We start from the raw sequence: 16,673 nt of genomic DNA, 5'->3' as shown, positions 1-16,673 counted from the left end.
ACGTGGTGAGGTGGCCGGTGGCGTGGGCGTGCCGGTCGGGCCGCGCGATCTCGAGGTGGCGGCGGGCGGCGGTGCGGCCTTGAGGTCGTGGCGGTGAGGTGGCCGGTGGCGTGGGCGTGCCGGTCGGGCCGCGCGATCTCGAGGTGGCGGCGGGCGGCGGTGCGGCCTTGAGGTCGTGGCGGTGAGGCGGACCGGTGGCGAGGCAGTGCGGTCGGGTTACGCGATCTCGAGGTAGCGGCGGGCGGCGGTGAGGCGGCCGGCGGCGAGGTCGGCTTCGGGGAGCCAGAAGGAGACGTTGACGACCTCGCCCCAGGCGGTGCCCGGCTCGGCCTCCAGCTGGAGGAGCGGGCACAGGCCCGGCAGGTGCAGGAACGCGTCCCGCTGCCAGCCGAGCACCTGGTGGCGGGGCGGCCGGCCGGCGGTGTCCTCGGCGTGTTCGCGGGCGGTCATCGCGGCGACCGGGTCGAGGGCGAAGACGTGGGCGAGGGCGGGCGCGTCGTACGGCGGGACGGACCCCACCCGGTCCGCCGCCAGGCACAGCGGCGGGACGACCCAGGTGCCCGGCGGTGCGGGGCGCGGGGGCAGCCCGGCGGGGACGTGCAGGACCCGGCAGCCGTCGTCGAGGGCGTCGCCGAACCGGCCCTCCGCGGCGGTGGACGACCCGTCGCGGAGGAGCGGCCGCAGGTCCTCGAACCGGTCGGCGGTGGAGCGCTCCTCGCCGGGGAACGGCTGTGCGCCGACGAACCGGCCGGCGGCGGACTCGTCGCGGGAGCGGGAGCGGGAGCGGGAGGACGGCGGCGGGTTCCTGAACCGGTCGGCGGTGGAGGGCTGCGCGTCCCCGGACCGGCCCGCGGCGGAGGACTCGTCTCGGAAGAACTGCTGCGGGCCGGTGGCGGAATCGTTGCGGGGGAACGGCTGCCCGTCCCTGAACCGGCCCGTTACGGAGAACTGGTCGGCGGTGGAGGAGTGCCCGGACCGGGCGGCAGCCGGGGGCTCGGCGTGGAAGAAGAGCAGCTCGCCGGTGCGGGGGAGGGTCCAGGTGTCCGGGAGCACGGCGGCGAGGTCGGCGCAGTCGAGGCGGGCGAGCAGCACCATGGGGGTGCCGTGGTGGGTGGGCCAGTCGGTCCCGCGGGGCAGGCCGGGCAGGCCGCCGTAGCGGTGGGATCGGGTCGCGGCGGCTTCCGGGATCACCGTGAGGGCAGCCGCCGGCTCGATCAGGGACTCGAACAGGTGCATGCGGGGAACCTCGCGGGCGGAGCGGACAAGCGGCGCGACAGGTGGCGTCGCGCCGGGAAGCGGAACTGGCACCGGGACTTTAGCGTGGATGTATGGACTCCTCGGCCATCGTCATCGGCGGTGTCGCCTGTTTCGGGGTGGCGGTCGTGCTCATCGTCGTCACGGCGGTGGTGTCGGCGCGGCGCGAGCGGGAGCGGCTCGAGGCGCTGCGGGTGTGGGCGAAGCGGCACGGTTGGCAGGTCGTGGCGCGGCCGCAGGTCGACTGGGGGCGGCGGATGCCGGGGCGGAACCGGCGGGGTGTGTCGCTCGCGCTGTTCGGGACGGTGGGCGGGCGCCCGGTGAGCATTGCCGACTATTCGCACACGACCTCGTCGACCTCGACGGATGCCAACGGGACGACGCACACCACGACGACCACGCACCATCATGTCGCGGTGGTGGTGCGGCTGCGGATGCCGCGGCCGACGGTGGCCGTGCACAAGCGGGGCGGCGGGTCGAAGCTGTGGCGGTCGCTGTTCGGGGACAAGGCGACGGCAATCGGGTATGAGGCGTTCGACAGCGCGTACCGGGTGAACGCGAGCGACCCGAGCCTGGTCAGGGCGGTGATCGGCGGCCAGCTCGTGGCGGAGCACGTCGCCGGGTGGCTGCCGGACTGGAGCGTCGAGGGCAACGAGCTGCTGACGTTCTTCCAGGGGCGGATCGGCGCGCCGGACAACATCCCCGGGCAGGTCGCGCCGCTGCTGAGGGTCGCGGACCTGATCGAGACCCACGCCGGGAGCTAGAGGGCGTCGTAGCGGGCCTGCGCGGCGGAGATCCCCGGCATCTCGGACTCCACGAGGTCGATCAGCTCCATGAGCTTCGTCGCGATCCGGCGGCCGGTGTCGGTGAGGCTGTACTCGACCCGGGGCGGGATCGTGCTCTGCACCGTGCGCAGGACCAGGCCGTCGCGCTCGAGGGCGTGGAGGGTCTGCGACAGCATCTTCTCGCTCACGCCGTCGACGCGGCGACGCAGCTCGTTGAACCGGTGCGTGCCGCCCAGCAGCGCCGCCATCGACAGGATGCCCCAGCGGCCGGCGACCGTGTCCATGACGGGCCGCGACGTGCAGTTCCTGGCGAAGACGTCGAAGACCAGCTCCTCGTACGACATGAGACAACGGTAACTCAAGGTTTGCACTTTCCAGAAGTTAGTGCTTACTGTGGGAGAGTAACCAGGACGAGGGAGTTCTCATGACCATCACCGTCACCGGCGCCACCGGACAGCTCGGCCGCCTGGTCGTCGACCAGCTCAGGCAGCGGGGCGTCGACCCGATCGCCGCGGTTCGCGACACGACCAAGGCCGGCGGTAACGCCAGGAAGGCCGACTACGACAAGCCGGAGACGCTCGTGCCGGCGTTCGAGGGCACCGACCGGCTGCTGTTCATCTCCAGCAGCGACGCCGGCCGGCGGCTCGACCAGCACCGGGCCGTCGTCGACGCCGCGGTGAAGGCGGGTGTGGGCCACATCGTCTACACGAGCATCACCAGGGCCGACACGTCGGCGAACCCGCTCGCGCCCGAGCACAAGGCGACCGAGGAGCTCATCGTCGCGTCGGGGCTGCCGTACACCTTCCTGCGCAACAACTGGTACTTCGAGAACTACACGGCCGGCCTGGCCACCGCGCTGCAGCACGGCGTGATCCTCGGCGCCGCGGGCGAGGGCCGCGTCGCCGCCGCGACCCGCGAGGACTTCGCCGAGGGTGCCGTCGCGGTGCTCACCGGCGAGGGGCACGAGGGGAAGATCTACGAGGTCGGCGGTGACGCCACCATGTCGCTCGCCGACCTCGCCGCCGAGGTCACCGCGCAGTCCGGCACCAAGGTGGAGTACCGGGACCTGCCGGCCGACGACTACGCGCAGGCGCTGATCGGGTTCGGGCTGCCGGAGCAGTTCGCGCGGCTGCTGGCCGCGGCCGACACGTCGATCGCCGCGGGTAGCCTCGACGTGCCCGGCGCCGACCTGTCGACGCTCATCGGCCGCCCCACCACGACCCTCGCCGACGCCGTGGCGGCCGCGCTGAAAAGTCTGAAGAGCTAGGGAACGCATCGGCGCCCCCAGGCGTGTGTGTGCTGTGGGGACGCCAGTCATGACCGCGACAAGCAACGACTTCGAGTCGTTCTACCGGTTCGAAGCCGATCGGCTCTACCGCGCGCTCGCCGTCACCCTCGGCGATCCGCAGCTGGCCCGCGAGGCCGCGGACGAGGCGATGGCACGCGCCTACGCCCACTGGGGCCGGGTCCGTGACCACGACAACCCGGGTGGATGGGCGTTCCGCGTCGGACTCAACTGGGCCACCTCCTGGTGGCGCAAGGTCCGGCGGGAGCGCCCGCTGCCGTATCCGGACCCGGACGCGGGCGCCGTCGCCGGCGTGAAGGAAGGGCCCGACACGCATGCCGGCGCCCTCGCCGCGCTGCGGCGGCTGCCGCTGCCGCAGCGGGCCGTGATCGTCTGCCGGGTCCTGCTGGACCTGTCCACCGTGGAGACCGCCACCGTGCTCGGCGTCGCCGAGGGCACGGTCAAGAGCCGGATGGCGCGCGGCCTCGCCGAGCTGCGCCAGTCGCTGGGTGAGGAGCAGGGATGACGACCGGAGACATCGCCGAGGTGATCCGCCGCGCCGCCGATGCGGTGCCCGCCGCGGGTTCGGATCTGGATGCTGTACTGCGGAGGCACCGCCGCAACCGCAGGCGCAGGACGACCGCCGCGCTCGGGGCGGTCGCCGTGACGGCCGCGGCGGCCATCACCGCAGTCGTCGCGATCAATCCGGGCGGACCGGCCGTCGAGCTCGCGGTGCAGAGGACGACGCAGGCCGACAGCGCCCCGGAAACCCTAGGACCGAAGCAGCGCCTACCGCTCAACGCCGGCTGGGCGCTGGGGCCGGACAAGAACGGCGGCCAGGTCACGGTCCCGCAGGTGCGCGCGCTGTACGAGCTCGGTGCCGACAGGCAGCTGGACGGCACCCCCGTCCCCGAGATCATCGACGACGTCCGGGCCTGGGTCCCGCTCGACGACGGCCGCTCCGTGGTCCTCGGCGGCAAGAACCTCAAGCCCGGCGTCAGCCGCGAGGACGGCCCCGACGTCAGCGACTTCGCGATCCGCCTGCTGGTGCTGGACGCCGGCGGGCAGGTCGGCCTGCAGCGGGAGGTGCGCGTCCAGGGCCAGGACGTCGAGCTCCTCGGCGCCACCGCGACGACCGCCTACCTGTACCGCACCCCCGGCCGGATCATGGCCCACGACCTCGCGACGGGTGCCGAGCACCGGCTCACGGGCCTCGAACCGGTGCCCTCCTGGGAGACGCACAGCCTGACGGTCCAGGGTGGCCTGCTCCTCGCGGCCCCGCATGCGTCATGCGGGCTGAGGGCCGTCGCGCTGGACACCGGAAAGCAGCTGTTCGCCACATACCTGCCCTGCGCGGCGACGCGGGTCATGCGGCTCTCGCCCGACGGCCGCACCCTCGCGGTGGCGCTGAGCGACCCCGCAGGGGTCGTGACCCTGTTCAGGATCGACGTCGCGACCGGGAAGGTCGGCACGACGCCCGTCACGCGGGGAGAGAGGTCCGGCGTGCTCGGCGTGGGCTGGGCCGGCGGCACCGTCCGGGTGGCGTGGCTGCGCCTACCCTCGACCGGCGCGCACCCGCTGAGCGAGGAGCTCCGGATCACGGACCTCTAGTAGGAGGCGGCGAGCGTCGCGAGGCCCGCGCCGACCAGTGCCACCGCCCAGACGGTGTCCAGGTCGACGCGGGCCAGCCGGGAGATCCGCAGCCCCACCGTCTGGTAGACCACGAGTGCGATCGCGCCGGCGACGGTGACCATGGCGGCGGTGTGCACGCCGGTGGCCAGGAAGCCCGCCCACAGCGGATCGCCGAGAGCCGAGGCGGCGTGGGTGTGCGTGTGGTCGAGACCCGGCGGCGGGTCGGCGACCAGCACGGGCACGAGCATCAGGCCGGCGCCGTGCACGCTCGACATCAGAAACGACCACCCGGCCAGCTGCGCGGCGGACAGGTGCAGGCCCGGCGGGCCGACGTGCCGGCGCGACACCGCCCGCCACAGCCCGAAGCCGACGAGCACGATGCCGCCGCCGATCGCCACGACCCGGGTCGCGACCACCGACTGCAGGGCGCTGACCAGGCCGGCGACCACGAAGATCGAGGCGGCGTGCCCGGCCGCGATCGGCGCGAGGGCCCGGAGCACCGCGGCCCGGCTGCGCTCCTGCACCCCGTTGGCGACCGCCAGCAGCCAGCCCATGCCGGGGTTGAGGCCGTGGAAGGCCCCCATCGCCGCGAGCAGCACGATCACCGGCACGACCCCGGAGCCTAGCGCGCGTGTCATCCGGCCGGTGGACACCGGCCGGGTGGGCTTTCCGATTACGTCTCATGCCGCCGAGGGCGGGGCCGATGGCACGCACGTCGCGGTCACCGACCCTCGAGGAGCACGGATGCACCCTGGAGCACGCACCATCTTCGGCCTGCTGATGGCGGCAGGCGGCACCCTCGTGGCGGTGAACCCGGCGGCGGCCGCGGCGGTCACCCCGGCCGCGCTGCCGCACAAGGTCGGCGGGTTCACCGAGCCGACCACCCGGGTCAACGCGAAGTCGCAGCCCGGCGTGTACGGGACGCTGCCGGACAGCGCGAGCGTGAAGGCCGACCTGCCGGCCGTCGGCGACCAGGGCCAGATCGGCTCGTGCGTCGCCTGGACCATCGCCCACTCGATCATGGGCTACTACGCGAAGCGCGACGGCGGGACCGGCGCCCCGTACGCGCCGCTGTACCTCTACATGCGGTCGGTGCAGAAGGGCGGCGCGCCGAACGCGGGCCTGTCGCCGGAGAAGGCGCTGACCGAGGCCACCGTCAACGGCGTCGACACCCAGGACGACTACCTGCAGGGCACCACCAACTACACGATCCCGCCGACCGCCGCGGAGATCGCGAACGCCAAGAACTACAAGGTCTCCGGCTGGAAGACCCTGTGGACCGGCTCGGGCCAGGGCACCGCCGGGCAGGTCGCGGTCGAGACCGCGATCGCCGCCGGCTCGCCGGTCGCGATCGGCATGCCGGTCTTCAAGGACTTCATGTACCTGACCGGCGGCGCGCTCTACAAGACGACCAGCGGCGCCAACCTCGGCGGGCACATGGTCACCGCGTACGCGTACGACGCCGAGGGCGTGTGGATCCGCAACCAGTGGGGCACCGCGTGGGGTGCCGCCGGCGACGCGCACCTCGCCTGGGCGTTCGTCAACACCAACGTGCAGGCCGCGTACACCGTCTCCGGCGTGACCACCCCGTCGAAGGTCACCGTGCCCCGGCCGTCGGTGTCGACGCTGTCGCAGGTCCGCGGGCCGATCACCGGCGGCACCGAGGTCACCATCACCGGCGGCAACCTGGCCACCGCCACGACGGTGAAGTTCGGCGAGACCATTGCCCAGTTCCGCAAGGTCGAGACGAACGGCGTCACCAGCCTGGTCGCCACGTCGCCCGCACACGCCAAGGGGACCGTCGACGTGACCGTCGTCAACGCCGCCGGGGCCAGCACGCTGAACTCGCAGGCGCGCTTCCTGTACCAGCCGCCGCTGCCCGTCGTGACGAGCCTCAGCGCCGCGAGCGCGTCCGTCGTCGGCGGTGACGTCCTCACGGTCACCGGCGCCAACTTCGACGGCGCGACCGCGGTGCGCATCGGCGCCAACCCCGCCGCCAAGGTGAAGGTGCTGTCGCCGACGACGATCACCTTCACCGTGCCCGCGAAGCTCGTCCCCGGCATCTACGACGTGACGGTCGTGACCCCGTCCGGCATCAGCGCCACGGTCGCCGCCGACAAGCTCGCGATCGTCAACCCGCCCGCGCCGACCATCGTCTCGCTGAGCGTGACCAGCGGCCCGACCTACCTGCCCACCCCGGTGGTCGTCACCGGCACCAACCTCGGCGGCGTCACCGGGGTCAGCGTCGGCGGGGTGGCCGCCCTGTACCAGCGGGTCTCCGACACCCAGCTGAAGGTCACGATGCCGGTCCACGCGGCGGGCCAGGCGACCGTGCGGGTGACCACCGTCGGCGGCAGCGTCGAGGGCGTCTCGGCGCCGTTCACCTACGTCGCGCCGCCCGCGCCGGTCGTGTCCGCGGTGGCCCCGGCGACCGGCGGCACCAGGACGTGGACGACCGTCGAGGTCTCCGGCAGCAACTTCGTGGCCGTCGACAAGGTCACCTCCAACGGCGTCGCGGTCTCGTTCGTCCGGCTCTCCGAGACCAGGCTCAAGGTGTACCTGCCGCCGCGCCCCGCGGGCCCGGTCCAGCTCCAGGTCATCACGAAGGGTGGCACCAGCGCTGCTGCCACGACGTCGACCTTCACCTACAAGGTCTGACGTACCCGCAGGAAAGGCCGTCCCGCACCCGGGCAACCGGGGCGGGACGGCTTTGCCCGTCCCGAAGGTTGCATCCCGGTGCTGTCGAGATGAGTACATTTCCTCACCCGGATGAATCGTCTGATGGGGCGTCGCCTCACCCGATCGACCGCTACCCTTTGCCGGACTTCGATCCTTGCTGGGGGTGAACCCGGGTGCGACGAATCCTTTTCGCGGTGGCCGCCGCCGGTGCGATCAGTGCACTGGGCGCCTGCACGGCATCTGGCCCGGAGGAGGTGCGCACTCCCGGACTCGCCGACCGGGGCCTCACGATGACCACGGTGAAGCCGACCCGGCAGGACCTGACCAACAAGGTGAGCCTGACCGGCAAGGTGCAGCTGAGCCCGACGTTCGGCCTGGTCGCCCCGATCGACGGCGAGATCCGCTACCTCGACGTGAAGGCGTCGACGAGCACGCCGACGAAGCCCACCAAGGTCGCCAACATCTGGGCCGGCGGCAAGGCCACCCCCATCGAGGTGCCGGCCGGCGCCGTCTTCAGCGGCCGCCTCGTCGACGACCGGTCCAAGGTGACCGCCGGGATGCCGGTGGTCTCGGCGAAACAGGTCGGCTACGGCGTGGTCGCGGACATCGAGGGCGCCCAGGCGTACCAGATCTCCGACCAGCTCGAGTCGGTGCAGGCGCAGATCAAGAGCGGCCCGGGGCCGTTCCCCTGCACGGTCCTCGGCACGCTCGCCGCCCTGCCCGCGGGCACGATCCCGGAGCCCGTCACGCCGACGCCCAACCCGTCGGCCGCGCCGGTGCCGCAGCCGAGGGTCACCGGCCAGCAGCAGCAGCCTTCCGAGCCCACGGGCATGCGCCTGGTCTGCGTGCCGCCGACCGAGGTCAAGGCGATCAACGGCGCCGCCGCCACGGTCGAGGTGATCACCGCCCGCGCCGCGAACGCGCTGGTCCTGCCGGTCGAGGCGGTCGCCGGCTCGCAGGGCAAGGGGAAGGTCGACGTCGTCAAGGCCGACCAGACCCGGGAGACCCGCGAGGTGACGCTCGGCCTCAGCGACGGCAAGGTCATCGAGATCAAGAGCGGCCTCACCGGCGACGAGACGGTCGCCGTGCCCGGGCCGAACCTGCCGGCCGCCAAGAACAACGGCGGGGAGCCGATGCCCGGGTTCAGCAAATGAGCCCGCTCATCGAGATGGTGGGCATCACCAAGACGCTGAAGGGCCAGCAGGAGCCCCGGGTGATCCTCGACGGCGTCGACCTGACCGTCGACCCCGGCGAGAGCGTCGCGATCCTCGGCCGGTCCGGGTCGGGCAAGAGCACCCTGCTGAGCCTCATCGGCCTCTTCGACCGGCCGGACGACGGGCACTACTTCATGGACGGCCGCGACCTGGCCCGCATCCCCGAGCGGAAGGCCGCCGCCCTGCGCAGCGCCCAGTTCGGCTTCGTCTTCCAGCGCTTCTTCCTGCTCAAGCACCTGACCGCCGCCCAGAACGTGGCGATGGCGCTGGTCAACGGGCAGGGCTGGCTGCCGCGCCGGCACCGCCGCGCCCGCGTGCTGGAGGCGCTGGACCTGGTCGGCATCGCGCACCTGGCGAAGCAGCGGCCGGCGAAGCTCTCCGGCGGTGAGCAGCAGCGGGTCGCGGTCGCCCGGGCCCTGGTCCGGCAGCCGAGGCTGCTGCTGGCGGACGAGCCGACCGGCGCGCTGGACACCGAGACCGGCAACCTCGTCATCGAGGTCATGCGCGCCGCCACCGACCGCGGCTGCGGGCTGATCCTCGTCACCCACGACCACGCCCACGCGGCCAAGATGCAGCGCGTGCTGACCCTCACCGGCGGCGTGCTGACGGCGGCGGACCAGAGCCCGACGGAAGTGCTGACGGCACCGGGCTGGGGCGCGACGGAGGTGCCGGCATGATCCGGTTGTCGGGGCGGCTCCGGTCGGCGCTCATCATCGGCGGGCAGGGCATCAGGTCGCGCAAACTGCGCACCTTCCTGTCCATGATCAGCCTGTTCCTGGGCGTCCTCGCCGTCGTCACCGTCCAGGCCGGCGCTGAGACGGCGAAGACCCTGCGCCTCGCCGACCTGGAGCTGCACGTCGGCAAGGACGGCACCCGGCAGATGTACATCCCGCCGATGCCCGACGCGATGGACGCCGCCCTCACCACCGTCATGGGCAAGCCGGGCGCCGTCGGCATGCTGGGCTACCAGGCGATCATCGGCGAGCCGGACGTGCTGCCGATCAACCAGGGCGCCGCGCCGTTCGACAACAACGAGGGCGGCTACTACGGCCCGGCCATGCCGATGAACTGCGACCCGATGACCGGCATGTGCCGCCCGATGGAGCCGGTCGCGCAGCCGCCCCGCGGGCAGGCGATCGAGGTCGTCCTGCAGGGCCTGACCGGCGACGTCCGGCAGTTCCGCCCGTTCCGCCCGGTCAGCGGCGACTGGCTCGACTTCGGCGGCGACCCCTCCTACTCGCCCCGCCTGGTGATCAACAAGGAGGCGGCGAAGGGCTTCACCCGCTACCAGATCCCGGCGGAGATGCGGGTCGAGGGCGCGACCGCCAACCCGACGCCCCGCATCATCGGCGTCGTCGACGACGGCAACCCCCAGCCGACCGCGTACGTGCGGGCCGACGAGATGCGCAACTGGATGCCGAAGCCGTCGGCGAACCAGATGTACGGCCCCGGCCTGCAGCTGCTGTTCGCCCCCGGCGCCGGGGAGACCGAGGCGCTGGTGACCCGCAAGCTCACCGGCCTCGGCGTACCGCAGGAGATGCTGCACGTGGAGACCATCAACGCCCGGAAGGACATCGCGGGCGAACTGGCGATCATCCGCTGGATCTTCCTCGGCATGGCCGCCCTGGTACTGCTCATCGGCGTCGCCGGCATCCTCAACGTCGGCCTGGCGACCGTGGGGGAACGGGTCGAGGAGTTCGCGCTGCGCCGGGCGGTCGGCACGCCCCGCTCGCTGCTGGCCGGCATCGTCCTGGCGGAGACGCTGCTGACCGGCCTGCTGACCGCGGCCGCCGCGATCGGCCTGGCGGTGGTGGCGCTCGACGTGGGCGCCGGGCTGCTCGGCTCGCGGGTGCCGCAGCTGCAGGAGATGACGTTCCCGTGGCAGGCGGGGGTCGCCGGCGTCATCGCGGGCCTGGTGGCGGGCCTGCTCGGCGGCCTGATCCCGGCCATCCGCGCCGCGCGGATCCCGATCGCCACGGTCATGCGGGCATGAAAGAAGGGGGCGCCCTTCGAAAGAGCGCCCCCTCCCTACAGCAGGACCACTACGGAGCCCAGGGGTTCTCCACGGACCACGTGGTGTCCTCGGTGAAGCTGGTGGGGTTGTCCCACGCGTTCGGCCCGCCCGGCGTCGCCAGCCACAGCTCCGACGCCCGGTGGCGCAGGAACTGGCCGGGGAAGTTCCAGGCGGTCAGCCGCACCCCGCCCGTGCCCTGCTGGGCGCACCAGGTGGCGTCGGCCTTGAAGAGCGCCGAGTTGTCGTTCGGGTCCTTGCGCACCCGGTAGGCCTGGTGCCGCAGGTACTGACCCGGGAAGTTGCGCGACTCGAAGGAGTAGCACGACGCGTCGGCCAGGCCGGGCACGATCCTCCAGGTCGCGTCCTGCTTGAGCAGCGTGCTGCTGTTGGCGTCGACGACCTCGGTGTAGCCCAGGCTGTTCTGGTGCCTGATGTACCGGGTGGTGCAGCACGGCGTCACGACCCGGAACGACCGGTACACGTTCGTCGGCAGCGTGGCCGGCGGCGGCGGGTTGGTCGAGGCGTTGATGAGCGCCTGGTTCGCCGCGCGGAACCGGGCCACGTCGACCTTCATCACCTGGCGGTCGTAGGTGAGGAAGCCGTTGCTCTCGTTCTCGACGTCGGTGATCTCGGTGTAGACCGACGCGGACAGGCCCGCCGGCATGCCGCCGGTGCGGAGCTGGTCGTACAGGCCGACGATGCGGTTGTTGAGGTTCGTGGCGTTGCCCTGGTCCTCGTAGCTGAAGCCGTTGCCGGGCGACCACTCGTGACCGGAGACGCGAAGGCCCAGGCCGCCGAACTCGCCGAGCACCGCGGCGCGGGTCGCGGTCGGCAGCGTGGAGCCGGGACCGACGTAGATGTGGTTGTCGACCACGTCGCCGTTGCCGCCGTCGACGGAGCCGCAGCAGTTGACCCCGCTCATGTTGTTGACCAGGCGCGACGGGTCGTAGGCCTTGACGTCGCTGGCGATGCGGGCCTGGTCGTACTGCCCCCAGCCCTCGTTCTGGTCGACCCACATGACCAGCGCCGGCGAGCTGCGGTGCTGGTCGATGATGCGGTGGTACTCGGCCTCCCACTGGGTCCGCGCGGCCGTCGTCGGGTTCTTGCCGGTCGGCATGGCGGGCATGTCCTGCCACACCAGGAGGCCGAGCTGGTCGGCGTGGTAGAACCAGCGCTGCGGCTCGACCTTGATGTGCTTGCGCACCATGTTGAAGCCGAGGTCCTTGTGCGCCTGCAGGTCGGAGCGCAGCGCGGCGTCGGTGGGCGCGGTGTAGATGCCGTCGGGCCAGTAGCCCTGGTCCAGCGTGCCGGACTGGAAGACGAACTGGCCGTTGAGCAGGATGCGCAGCTTGCCGTTGACGTTACCGATCGAGATCGAGCGCATGCCGGCGTAGCTGCCGACCGAGTCCACGACCGTGGAGCCGCTCTTGAGGTCGACGCGGACGTTGTACAGGAAGGGGTCGCTGGGCGACCAGCGGTGCGCGTTCGGCACCGGGACGCTGAACGCGGTGCCCGTCCCGCCGTTGGCGGTGCCGACCTGGGTGGTACCGTTCAGGACGGTGGCGGTCACGGTGTGCCCGGACAGGCCGGCGCCCTGCACGTTGACCGACAGCGTGTTGTTGGACAGGTTCGGCACCAGGTCCACACGGGTGATCCGGGCCGTCGGGGTCGGCTCCAGCCAGACCGTCTGCCAGATGCCGGAGGCGCCGGTGTAGAAGATGCCGCCGCCCGCGTGCGGGAGCACGTCGTTGCGGCGCTGCTTGCCGACCGCCTGGGTGCCCGCGTCGGTCGGGTCGTAGACGCCGACGACGATCGTGTTGGTGCCGCCGTTGAGCAGGCTCGTGATGTCGTAGGTGAAGGCGTCGTAGCCGCCGCTGTGCACGGCGCCGGCCTGCGTGCCGTTGACCCACACGGTGGTCTGGAAGTCGACCGCGCCGAAGTTGAGCTGGACCCGGCGCCCGGCCCAGCCGGACGGGACCGTGAAGGTCCGGCGGTACCAGAGCCGGTCGTTCTCCGTGACCTTGCGCTGGATGCCGGACAGCGCGGACTCGACCGGGAACGGGACGCGGATCTGCTCGCCGAACGTGCCGGGCGGGCTGGTCTGGCCGCTGCCGGTGACCGCGAAGTCCCAGATGCCGTTGAGGTTCTGCCAGTCGGTGCGGGTCAGCTGCGGGCGTGGGTACTCCGGCAGCGGGTTCGCCGTGGGCACCGAGTTGGTCCACGGGGTGGTCATCGGCGGCGTCTTCGGAGTCCATGCGCTCGCGGGGGCGGCCGTGGCGATCACGGTGCCCGCCGTGGCCAGCAACGGTGCCAGCGCGAGCGCGAACCATCTGGAGAGCTTCATACGAGTGGCTCCTCGAGGTATGCGTCAGCCCCGGTGGCGGCCGAGGCTGATCCGTGGGGGCGTCAGACGTCCCCACGGACCAACACATAACCTCACGATCCAACGAGAAGTGTCAAGAGTCACACATCAATATCCCGCACAAGCGCGGCGCTGGACCGAACATTTTCCAACATCGTCAGGCCCCGACGAGTTCGAACTTCTCCCAGGGCCCGATCGCCGCCCGGTTCGCGATGAGCGAGCCGGCGCCGTTGTTCTCCGCGACGACGTACATGCTGTTCACGGTCGCCTGCAGGCTCTCGCTGCCGTCGGCGTTGCGGATCAGGTTGAACGTCTCCCACGACCCGGCGGTGGGGCGGTTGGCCAGGAGCGGGTTCGCGCCGCCGTTCTCCGCGCAGACGAACTGGCCGTTCGCCTTCGACTTCAGGGCGACCTTGCCGCCGCCGAGGTCGACCAGCTCGAACTGCTGGGCGGTGCCGATCGTCGCCGAGTTGGCGATCAGCGCGGTGGTCGCGTTCGCCGCCGTCACGTACTGGTTGTTCGTCAGCGACCGGAGGCTGACCGTCGGCCCGGCGCTGACGGTGCCGGTCGTGAACGTGAACGCGTCGACGTCGAACAGGTAGCCCGTGCCGCCCTTGAACACCAGGTACAGCGTGGTGGCCGCGGCCGGGCCGGCGGCCAGGTTCGCCGTCACGTTCGCGAACGTCTCCCAGCCCCCGGTCGGGGCGACCGTGGCGGTGCCGAGCAGCGTGCCGGTCGGTGAACCGGCCCGGACCTCGATCGTGCCGCCGGCGCCGGCCGAGGACACCCGCGCGGTGAACTGGGTGACGTTGTTCAGCAGGTACGGCGTGTAGGCGATCCAGTCGCCGTTCTCGATGAAGCCGGCGGTGTTGCCACCCTCGGCCGCGGCGTGCGGGGCGACCTGCACGCCCGACTGGCTGCTGTAGTGCTCACCCTGCCGGTGCTTCGGCTGCAGGGTGCGGATGACGTGCGTGGTCAGGCCGCCGTTGTCGGTGTACGCCGCGTCGAAGACGCCGTAGATGTTCGCCGACGCGTCGTGCTCGCCGTCCACCGGCACCGCGATCGAGCCGGTGCAGCCGGTCTTCGAGGTGATCTGGTGAGCGTGGCTGTCGTGCCCCAGCGAGTAGGTCATGCTGACCTTGGCGCAGTTGATCGTGCCGTCCTCGGGATCGGTGACGCTGATCGTGAAGGGCACCGTGTCGCCGAAGTTGAACAGCTGGCCGTCCGCCGGGGTCGTCAGCGTCACCTTGGGCGCGGTGTTGCCGACGGTGACGACCGTGCTCGCCGACCCGGTGAGGTTCGTGGGGTCCTTGACGGTCAGCGTCGGGGTCTTCGTGCCGTTGGTGGTGTAGGTGTACGTGGGGTTCGCGGCCGTCGAGTCGGTGGTGCCGTTGCCGTCGAAGTCCCAGGCGTAGGTGAGCGCGCCGCCCTCCGGGTCCGAGCTGCCGGACGAGGAGAAGCTCACCGTCAGCGGGGCGGGGCCGGACGTCACCGACGCCGTGATCTTCGCCGTCGGGGCGCGGTTGCCGCCGCCGATGTACTCCACCCGGTACAGCGCCTGGTTGTTGCTGCCGGTGCCGTAGTCCAGCACGTACAGCGCGCCGTCGGGGCCGAACGCCATGTCCATGACCTGGGTGCCGGCCCACGGGAACGTGGAGATCTCACCGGGGGAGCCGTCGGCGTTGACCTTGATCGGCTTGATCCAGCGGCGGCCGTACTCGCCGGCGAAGAACTGGCCGTCGAGGGTCTGCGGGAACTTCACGGCCGAGTTGAGGCCGGCGTTGTAGCGGTACACCGGGCCGCCCATCGGCGACTCCGAGCCGCCGCCGAACTCCGGCGGGGTCGAGTCGAACCCGTAACGGATCCAGCTCGGCTTGGCCGCGGGCAGCGTGGTCAGACCGGTGTTGCGGAACGAGTTGTTCGTCGGGCCGCCGGTGCAGTTGTACTTGGGCCCGGTGGTGTTGGTGGCGAAGTTCCACTCGTTGTAGGTCTCGGCCGTCGTGTTCGTGCCGGTGCAGTACGGCCAGCCGTAGTTGCCGGGGCCGGTGATCCGGTTGAACTCGACCTGGCCGCCGGGGCCGCGGTTGGGGTCGGCGGCGCCCGCGTCAGGGCCGTAGTCGCCCAGGTAGACGATGCCGGTCGGCTTGTCCACGCTCATCCGGAACGGGTTGCGCAGGCCCATCGCGTAGATCTCGGGACGGGTTTTCGCGGTGCCGGGGGCGAACAGATTGCCCGACGGGATGGCGTACGTGCCGTCCGTGTTCGGCTTGATCCGCAGGACCTTGCCCCGCAGGTCGTTGGTGTTGGCCGAGGACCGCTGCGCGTCGAACTGCGGGTTGCGGTTGGTCACCTCGTCGATCGGCGCGTAGGAGCCGGACTCGAACGGGTTGGTGTCGTCACCCGTGGTCAGGTACAGGTTGCCGGCCGCGTCGAAGTCGATGTCACCGCCGACGTGGCAGCACTGGCCACGGTCGTTGTTGACGGTCATGACGATCTTCTCGCTGGCGAGGTCCAGCGTGTTGTCGGCCTTCATGGTGAAGCGGGACAGGTTGAGGTGCCCCTGCCACGGCGCGAAGTCCGCCGCGGTGCCCGTCTTCGGCGCGTCGCCGGCCGGGGTGGACAGCGTCGGCGAGTAGTACAGCCACACCCAGCGGTTGGTGGCGAAGCCGGGGTCGACGGCGACGCCCTGCAGGCCTTCCTCGTCGTGGGTGTAGACCGACAGCTTGGCGGCCTGCTTGGTGTTGCCGGCGGCGTCGGTGACCCGGACTGTGCCGTCGCGGGCCGTGTGGATCACCGTGCGGTCGGGCATCACCGCCAGGGACATCGGCTCGCCGAGCTCGGCGCTGCCGAGGGCCAGCTGGACGTGCTGATAGTCGGAGGCGGGGAGGGGGATGGCCGAGGCGGCGGGCGCGTGGACGAACGCGGCCGTCGCGGAGCTGCCGGCGGCGAGCGTGGCCGCGGTGAGCAGCCTTCTCCACCGGCGCTGGGATGGTGCCATTGCGGGGTGTCCTTCCTGGGCTGATGGGGGTGCCAGCCAGGCAAGACGCGCGCCGATCGCGCTACCTGAGGACCGCTCGCGACCGGGGCGCCGACCCTTCGCGCGCGCGGGCAGAGATATGGGCAGGGACAACCGTGGCGGTGGATGGCGGCCACCGTGTTAGTTATCAGAGCTAACTAACCACCGTGGCCCGCAAACGGCAATGCCGAGTTTTTCGAGATGCGGCATTTCGGCCGTTCTACGGAAAACTCATGGCAGTCGATGTGCACATTGAGAACCTCTGAGGTTTGTCGTTATAAAACCGTGACCTCGTGCCAGATTGCTCACATGTGGTAACCGTCACACGCGATTTTTGTCCGTCTTTACGCGCTTTGAAGGGTGGTCACGCGCTGGAAACGCTCCGGTAACCAATTACGGAGCGTAAGAATTCTGGACTTGAGCCGTTACCGG

13 protein-coding genes are annotated in these 16,673 nt (G+C 71.4%); 8 read left to right on the top strand and 5 right to left on the bottom strand.

Features of this window, described 5'->3' with window-relative positions; all coding sequences use genetic code 11:
- Positions 1 to 216 precede the first annotated feature (216 nt).
- Positions 217 to 1,236, bottom strand: coding sequence for a DUF1963 domain-containing protein (locus tag AB0J72_RS20050; protein ID WP_363400721.1), 1,020 nt, complete (start codon positions 1,234 to 1,236; stop codon positions 217 to 219).
- 92 nt (positions 1,237 to 1,328) lie between these two features.
- On the opposite strand from AB0J72_RS20050, the gene AB0J72_RS20045 reads away from it, so the two are divergent.
- Positions 1,329 to 2,018, top strand: coding sequence for a hypothetical protein (locus AB0J72_RS20045; RefSeq protein ID WP_363400719.1), 690 nt, complete (start codon positions 1,329 to 1,331; stop codon positions 2,016 to 2,018).
- Here the strand turns inward: AB0J72_RS20045 and AB0J72_RS20040 are convergent.
- On the bottom strand, positions 2,015 to 2,383 hold the full coding sequence (locus tag AB0J72_RS20040; RefSeq protein ID WP_344501268.1) for a helix-turn-helix domain-containing protein: 369 nt from the start codon (positions 2,381 to 2,383) through the stop codon (positions 2,015 to 2,017). The genes AB0J72_RS20045 and AB0J72_RS20040 overlap by 4 nt on opposite strands.
- An 80-nt stretch (positions 2,384 to 2,463) precedes the next feature.
- On the opposite strand from AB0J72_RS20040, the gene AB0J72_RS20035 reads away from it, so the two are divergent.
- From AB0J72_RS20035 to AB0J72_RS20025, 3 genes are read left to right on the top strand one after another with little or no spacing between them, the layout of a single operon-like run.
- Entirely contained in the window at positions 2,464 to 3,306 is an 843-nt protein-coding gene (locus AB0J72_RS20035) for an SDR family oxidoreductase (protein ID WP_363400717.1), read from the top strand.
- A gap of 49 nt (positions 3,307 to 3,355) precedes the next feature.
- Complete coding sequence (locus AB0J72_RS20030) at positions 3,356 to 3,850, top strand: SigE family RNA polymerase sigma factor (protein WP_363400715.1); 495 nt, start codon at positions 3,356 to 3,358, stop codon at positions 3,848 to 3,850.
- Positions 3,847 to 4,935, top strand: coding sequence for a hypothetical protein (locus AB0J72_RS20025; protein ID WP_363400713.1), 1,089 nt, complete (start codon positions 3,847 to 3,849; stop codon positions 4,933 to 4,935). Before AB0J72_RS20030 ends, AB0J72_RS20025 begins: the two co-directional genes overlap by 4 nt.
- Here the strand turns inward: AB0J72_RS20025 and AB0J72_RS20020 are convergent.
- Entirely contained in the window at positions 4,932 to 5,594 is a 663-nt protein-coding gene (locus AB0J72_RS20020; RefSeq protein WP_363400711.1) for a hypothetical protein, read from the bottom strand. The two genes, AB0J72_RS20025 and AB0J72_RS20020, sit on opposite strands and share 4 nt — an antisense overlap.
- A gap of 106 nt (positions 5,595 to 5,700) precedes the next feature.
- On the opposite strand from AB0J72_RS20020, the gene AB0J72_RS20015 reads away from it, so the two are divergent.
- The 4 genes from AB0J72_RS20015 (at position 5,701) to AB0J72_RS20000 (ending at position 10,842) form a co-directional block, all read left to right on the top strand.
- On the top strand, positions 5,701 to 7,614 hold the full coding sequence (locus AB0J72_RS20015) for an IPT/TIG domain-containing protein (protein WP_363400709.1): 1,914 nt from the start codon (positions 5,701 to 5,703) through the stop codon (positions 7,612 to 7,614).
- A gap of 194 nt (positions 7,615 to 7,808) precedes the next feature.
- Complete coding sequence (locus AB0J72_RS20010; RefSeq protein WP_363400707.1) at positions 7,809 to 8,789, top strand: efflux RND transporter periplasmic adaptor subunit; 981 nt, start codon at positions 7,809 to 7,811, stop codon at positions 8,787 to 8,789.
- On the top strand, positions 8,786 to 9,526 hold the full coding sequence (locus AB0J72_RS20005) for an ABC transporter ATP-binding protein (RefSeq protein WP_363400705.1): 741 nt from the start codon (positions 8,786 to 8,788) through the stop codon (positions 9,524 to 9,526). Before AB0J72_RS20010 ends, AB0J72_RS20005 begins: the two co-directional genes overlap by 4 nt.
- Positions 9,523 to 10,842 carry an FtsX-like permease family protein gene (locus tag AB0J72_RS20000; protein ID WP_363400703.1) on the top strand — a complete coding sequence of 440 codons (1,320 nt, stop codon included), beginning with the start codon at positions 9,523 to 9,525 and terminating at the stop codon, positions 10,840 to 10,842. The genes AB0J72_RS20005 and AB0J72_RS20000 overlap by 4 nt, the downstream gene beginning before the upstream one ends.
- A gap of 49 nt (positions 10,843 to 10,891) precedes the next feature.
- On the opposite strand, the gene AB0J72_RS19995 is transcribed toward AB0J72_RS20000, so the two are convergent.
- Together AB0J72_RS19995 and AB0J72_RS19990 are read right to left on the bottom strand one after the other, a co-directional pair.
- Positions 10,892 to 13,207, bottom strand: a complete 2,316-nt coding sequence (locus AB0J72_RS19995; RefSeq protein ID WP_363400701.1) for an AbfB domain-containing protein — start codon at positions 13,205 to 13,207, stop codon at positions 10,892 to 10,894.
- Positions 13,208 to 13,382: 175 nt separating this feature from the next.
- Positions 13,383 to 16,223, bottom strand: a complete 2,841-nt coding sequence (locus AB0J72_RS19990) for a PQQ-dependent sugar dehydrogenase (RefSeq protein ID WP_363400699.1) — start codon at positions 16,221 to 16,223, stop codon at positions 13,383 to 13,385.
- Between the last annotated feature and the right edge of the window lie 450 nt (positions 16,224 to 16,673).

The sequence above is a fragment of the Dactylosporangium sp. NPDC049742 genome (assembly GCF_040674675.1).
In the GTDB taxonomy this organism is placed as follows: domain Bacteria; phylum Actinomycetota; class Actinomycetes; order Mycobacteriales; family Micromonosporaceae; genus Dactylosporangium; species Dactylosporangium maewongense.
This window is presented reverse-complemented; position numbering and strand designations above follow the sequence as displayed.

Excerpts from the sequence above, each read along its gene's own strand:
- AB0J72_RS20050 (WP_363400721.1), bottom strand. The coding sequence starts at position 1,236 with ATGCACCTGTTCGAGTCCCTGATCGAGCCGGCGGCTGCCCTCACGGTG.
- AB0J72_RS20045 (WP_363400719.1), top strand. The coding sequence starts at position 1,329 with ATGGACTCCTCGGCCATCGTCATCGGCGGTGTCGCCTGTTTCGGGGTG.
- AB0J72_RS20040 (WP_344501268.1), bottom strand. The coding sequence starts at position 2,383 with ATGTCGTACGAGGAGCTGGTCTTCGACGTCTTCGCCAGGAACTGCACG.
- AB0J72_RS20035 (WP_363400717.1), top strand. The coding sequence starts at position 2,464 with ATGACCATCACCGTCACCGGCGCCACCGGACAGCTCGGCCGCCTGGTC.
- AB0J72_RS20030 (WP_363400715.1), top strand. The coding sequence starts at position 3,356 with ATGACCGCGACAAGCAACGACTTCGAGTCGTTCTACCGGTTCGAAGCC.
- AB0J72_RS20025 (WP_363400713.1), top strand. The coding sequence starts at position 3,847 with ATGACGACCGGAGACATCGCCGAGGTGATCCGCCGCGCCGCCGATGCG.
- AB0J72_RS20020 (WP_363400711.1), bottom strand. The coding sequence starts at position 5,594 with ATGACACGCGCGCTAGGCTCCGGGGTCGTGCCGGTGATCGTGCTGCTC.
- AB0J72_RS20015 (WP_363400709.1), top strand. The coding sequence starts at position 5,701 with ATGCACCCTGGAGCACGCACCATCTTCGGCCTGCTGATGGCGGCAGGC.
- AB0J72_RS20005 (WP_363400705.1), top strand. The coding sequence starts at position 8,786 with ATGAGCCCGCTCATCGAGATGGTGGGCATCACCAAGACGCTGAAGGGC.
- AB0J72_RS20000 (WP_363400703.1), top strand. The coding sequence starts at position 9,523 with ATGATCCGGTTGTCGGGGCGGCTCCGGTCGGCGCTCATCATCGGCGGG.
- AB0J72_RS19995 (WP_363400701.1), bottom strand. The coding sequence starts at position 13,207 with ATGAAGCTCTCCAGATGGTTCGCGCTCGCGCTGGCACCGTTGCTGGCC.
- AB0J72_RS19990 (WP_363400699.1), bottom strand. The coding sequence starts at position 16,223 with ATGGCACCATCCCAGCGCCGGTGGAGAAGGCTGCTCACCGCGGCCACG.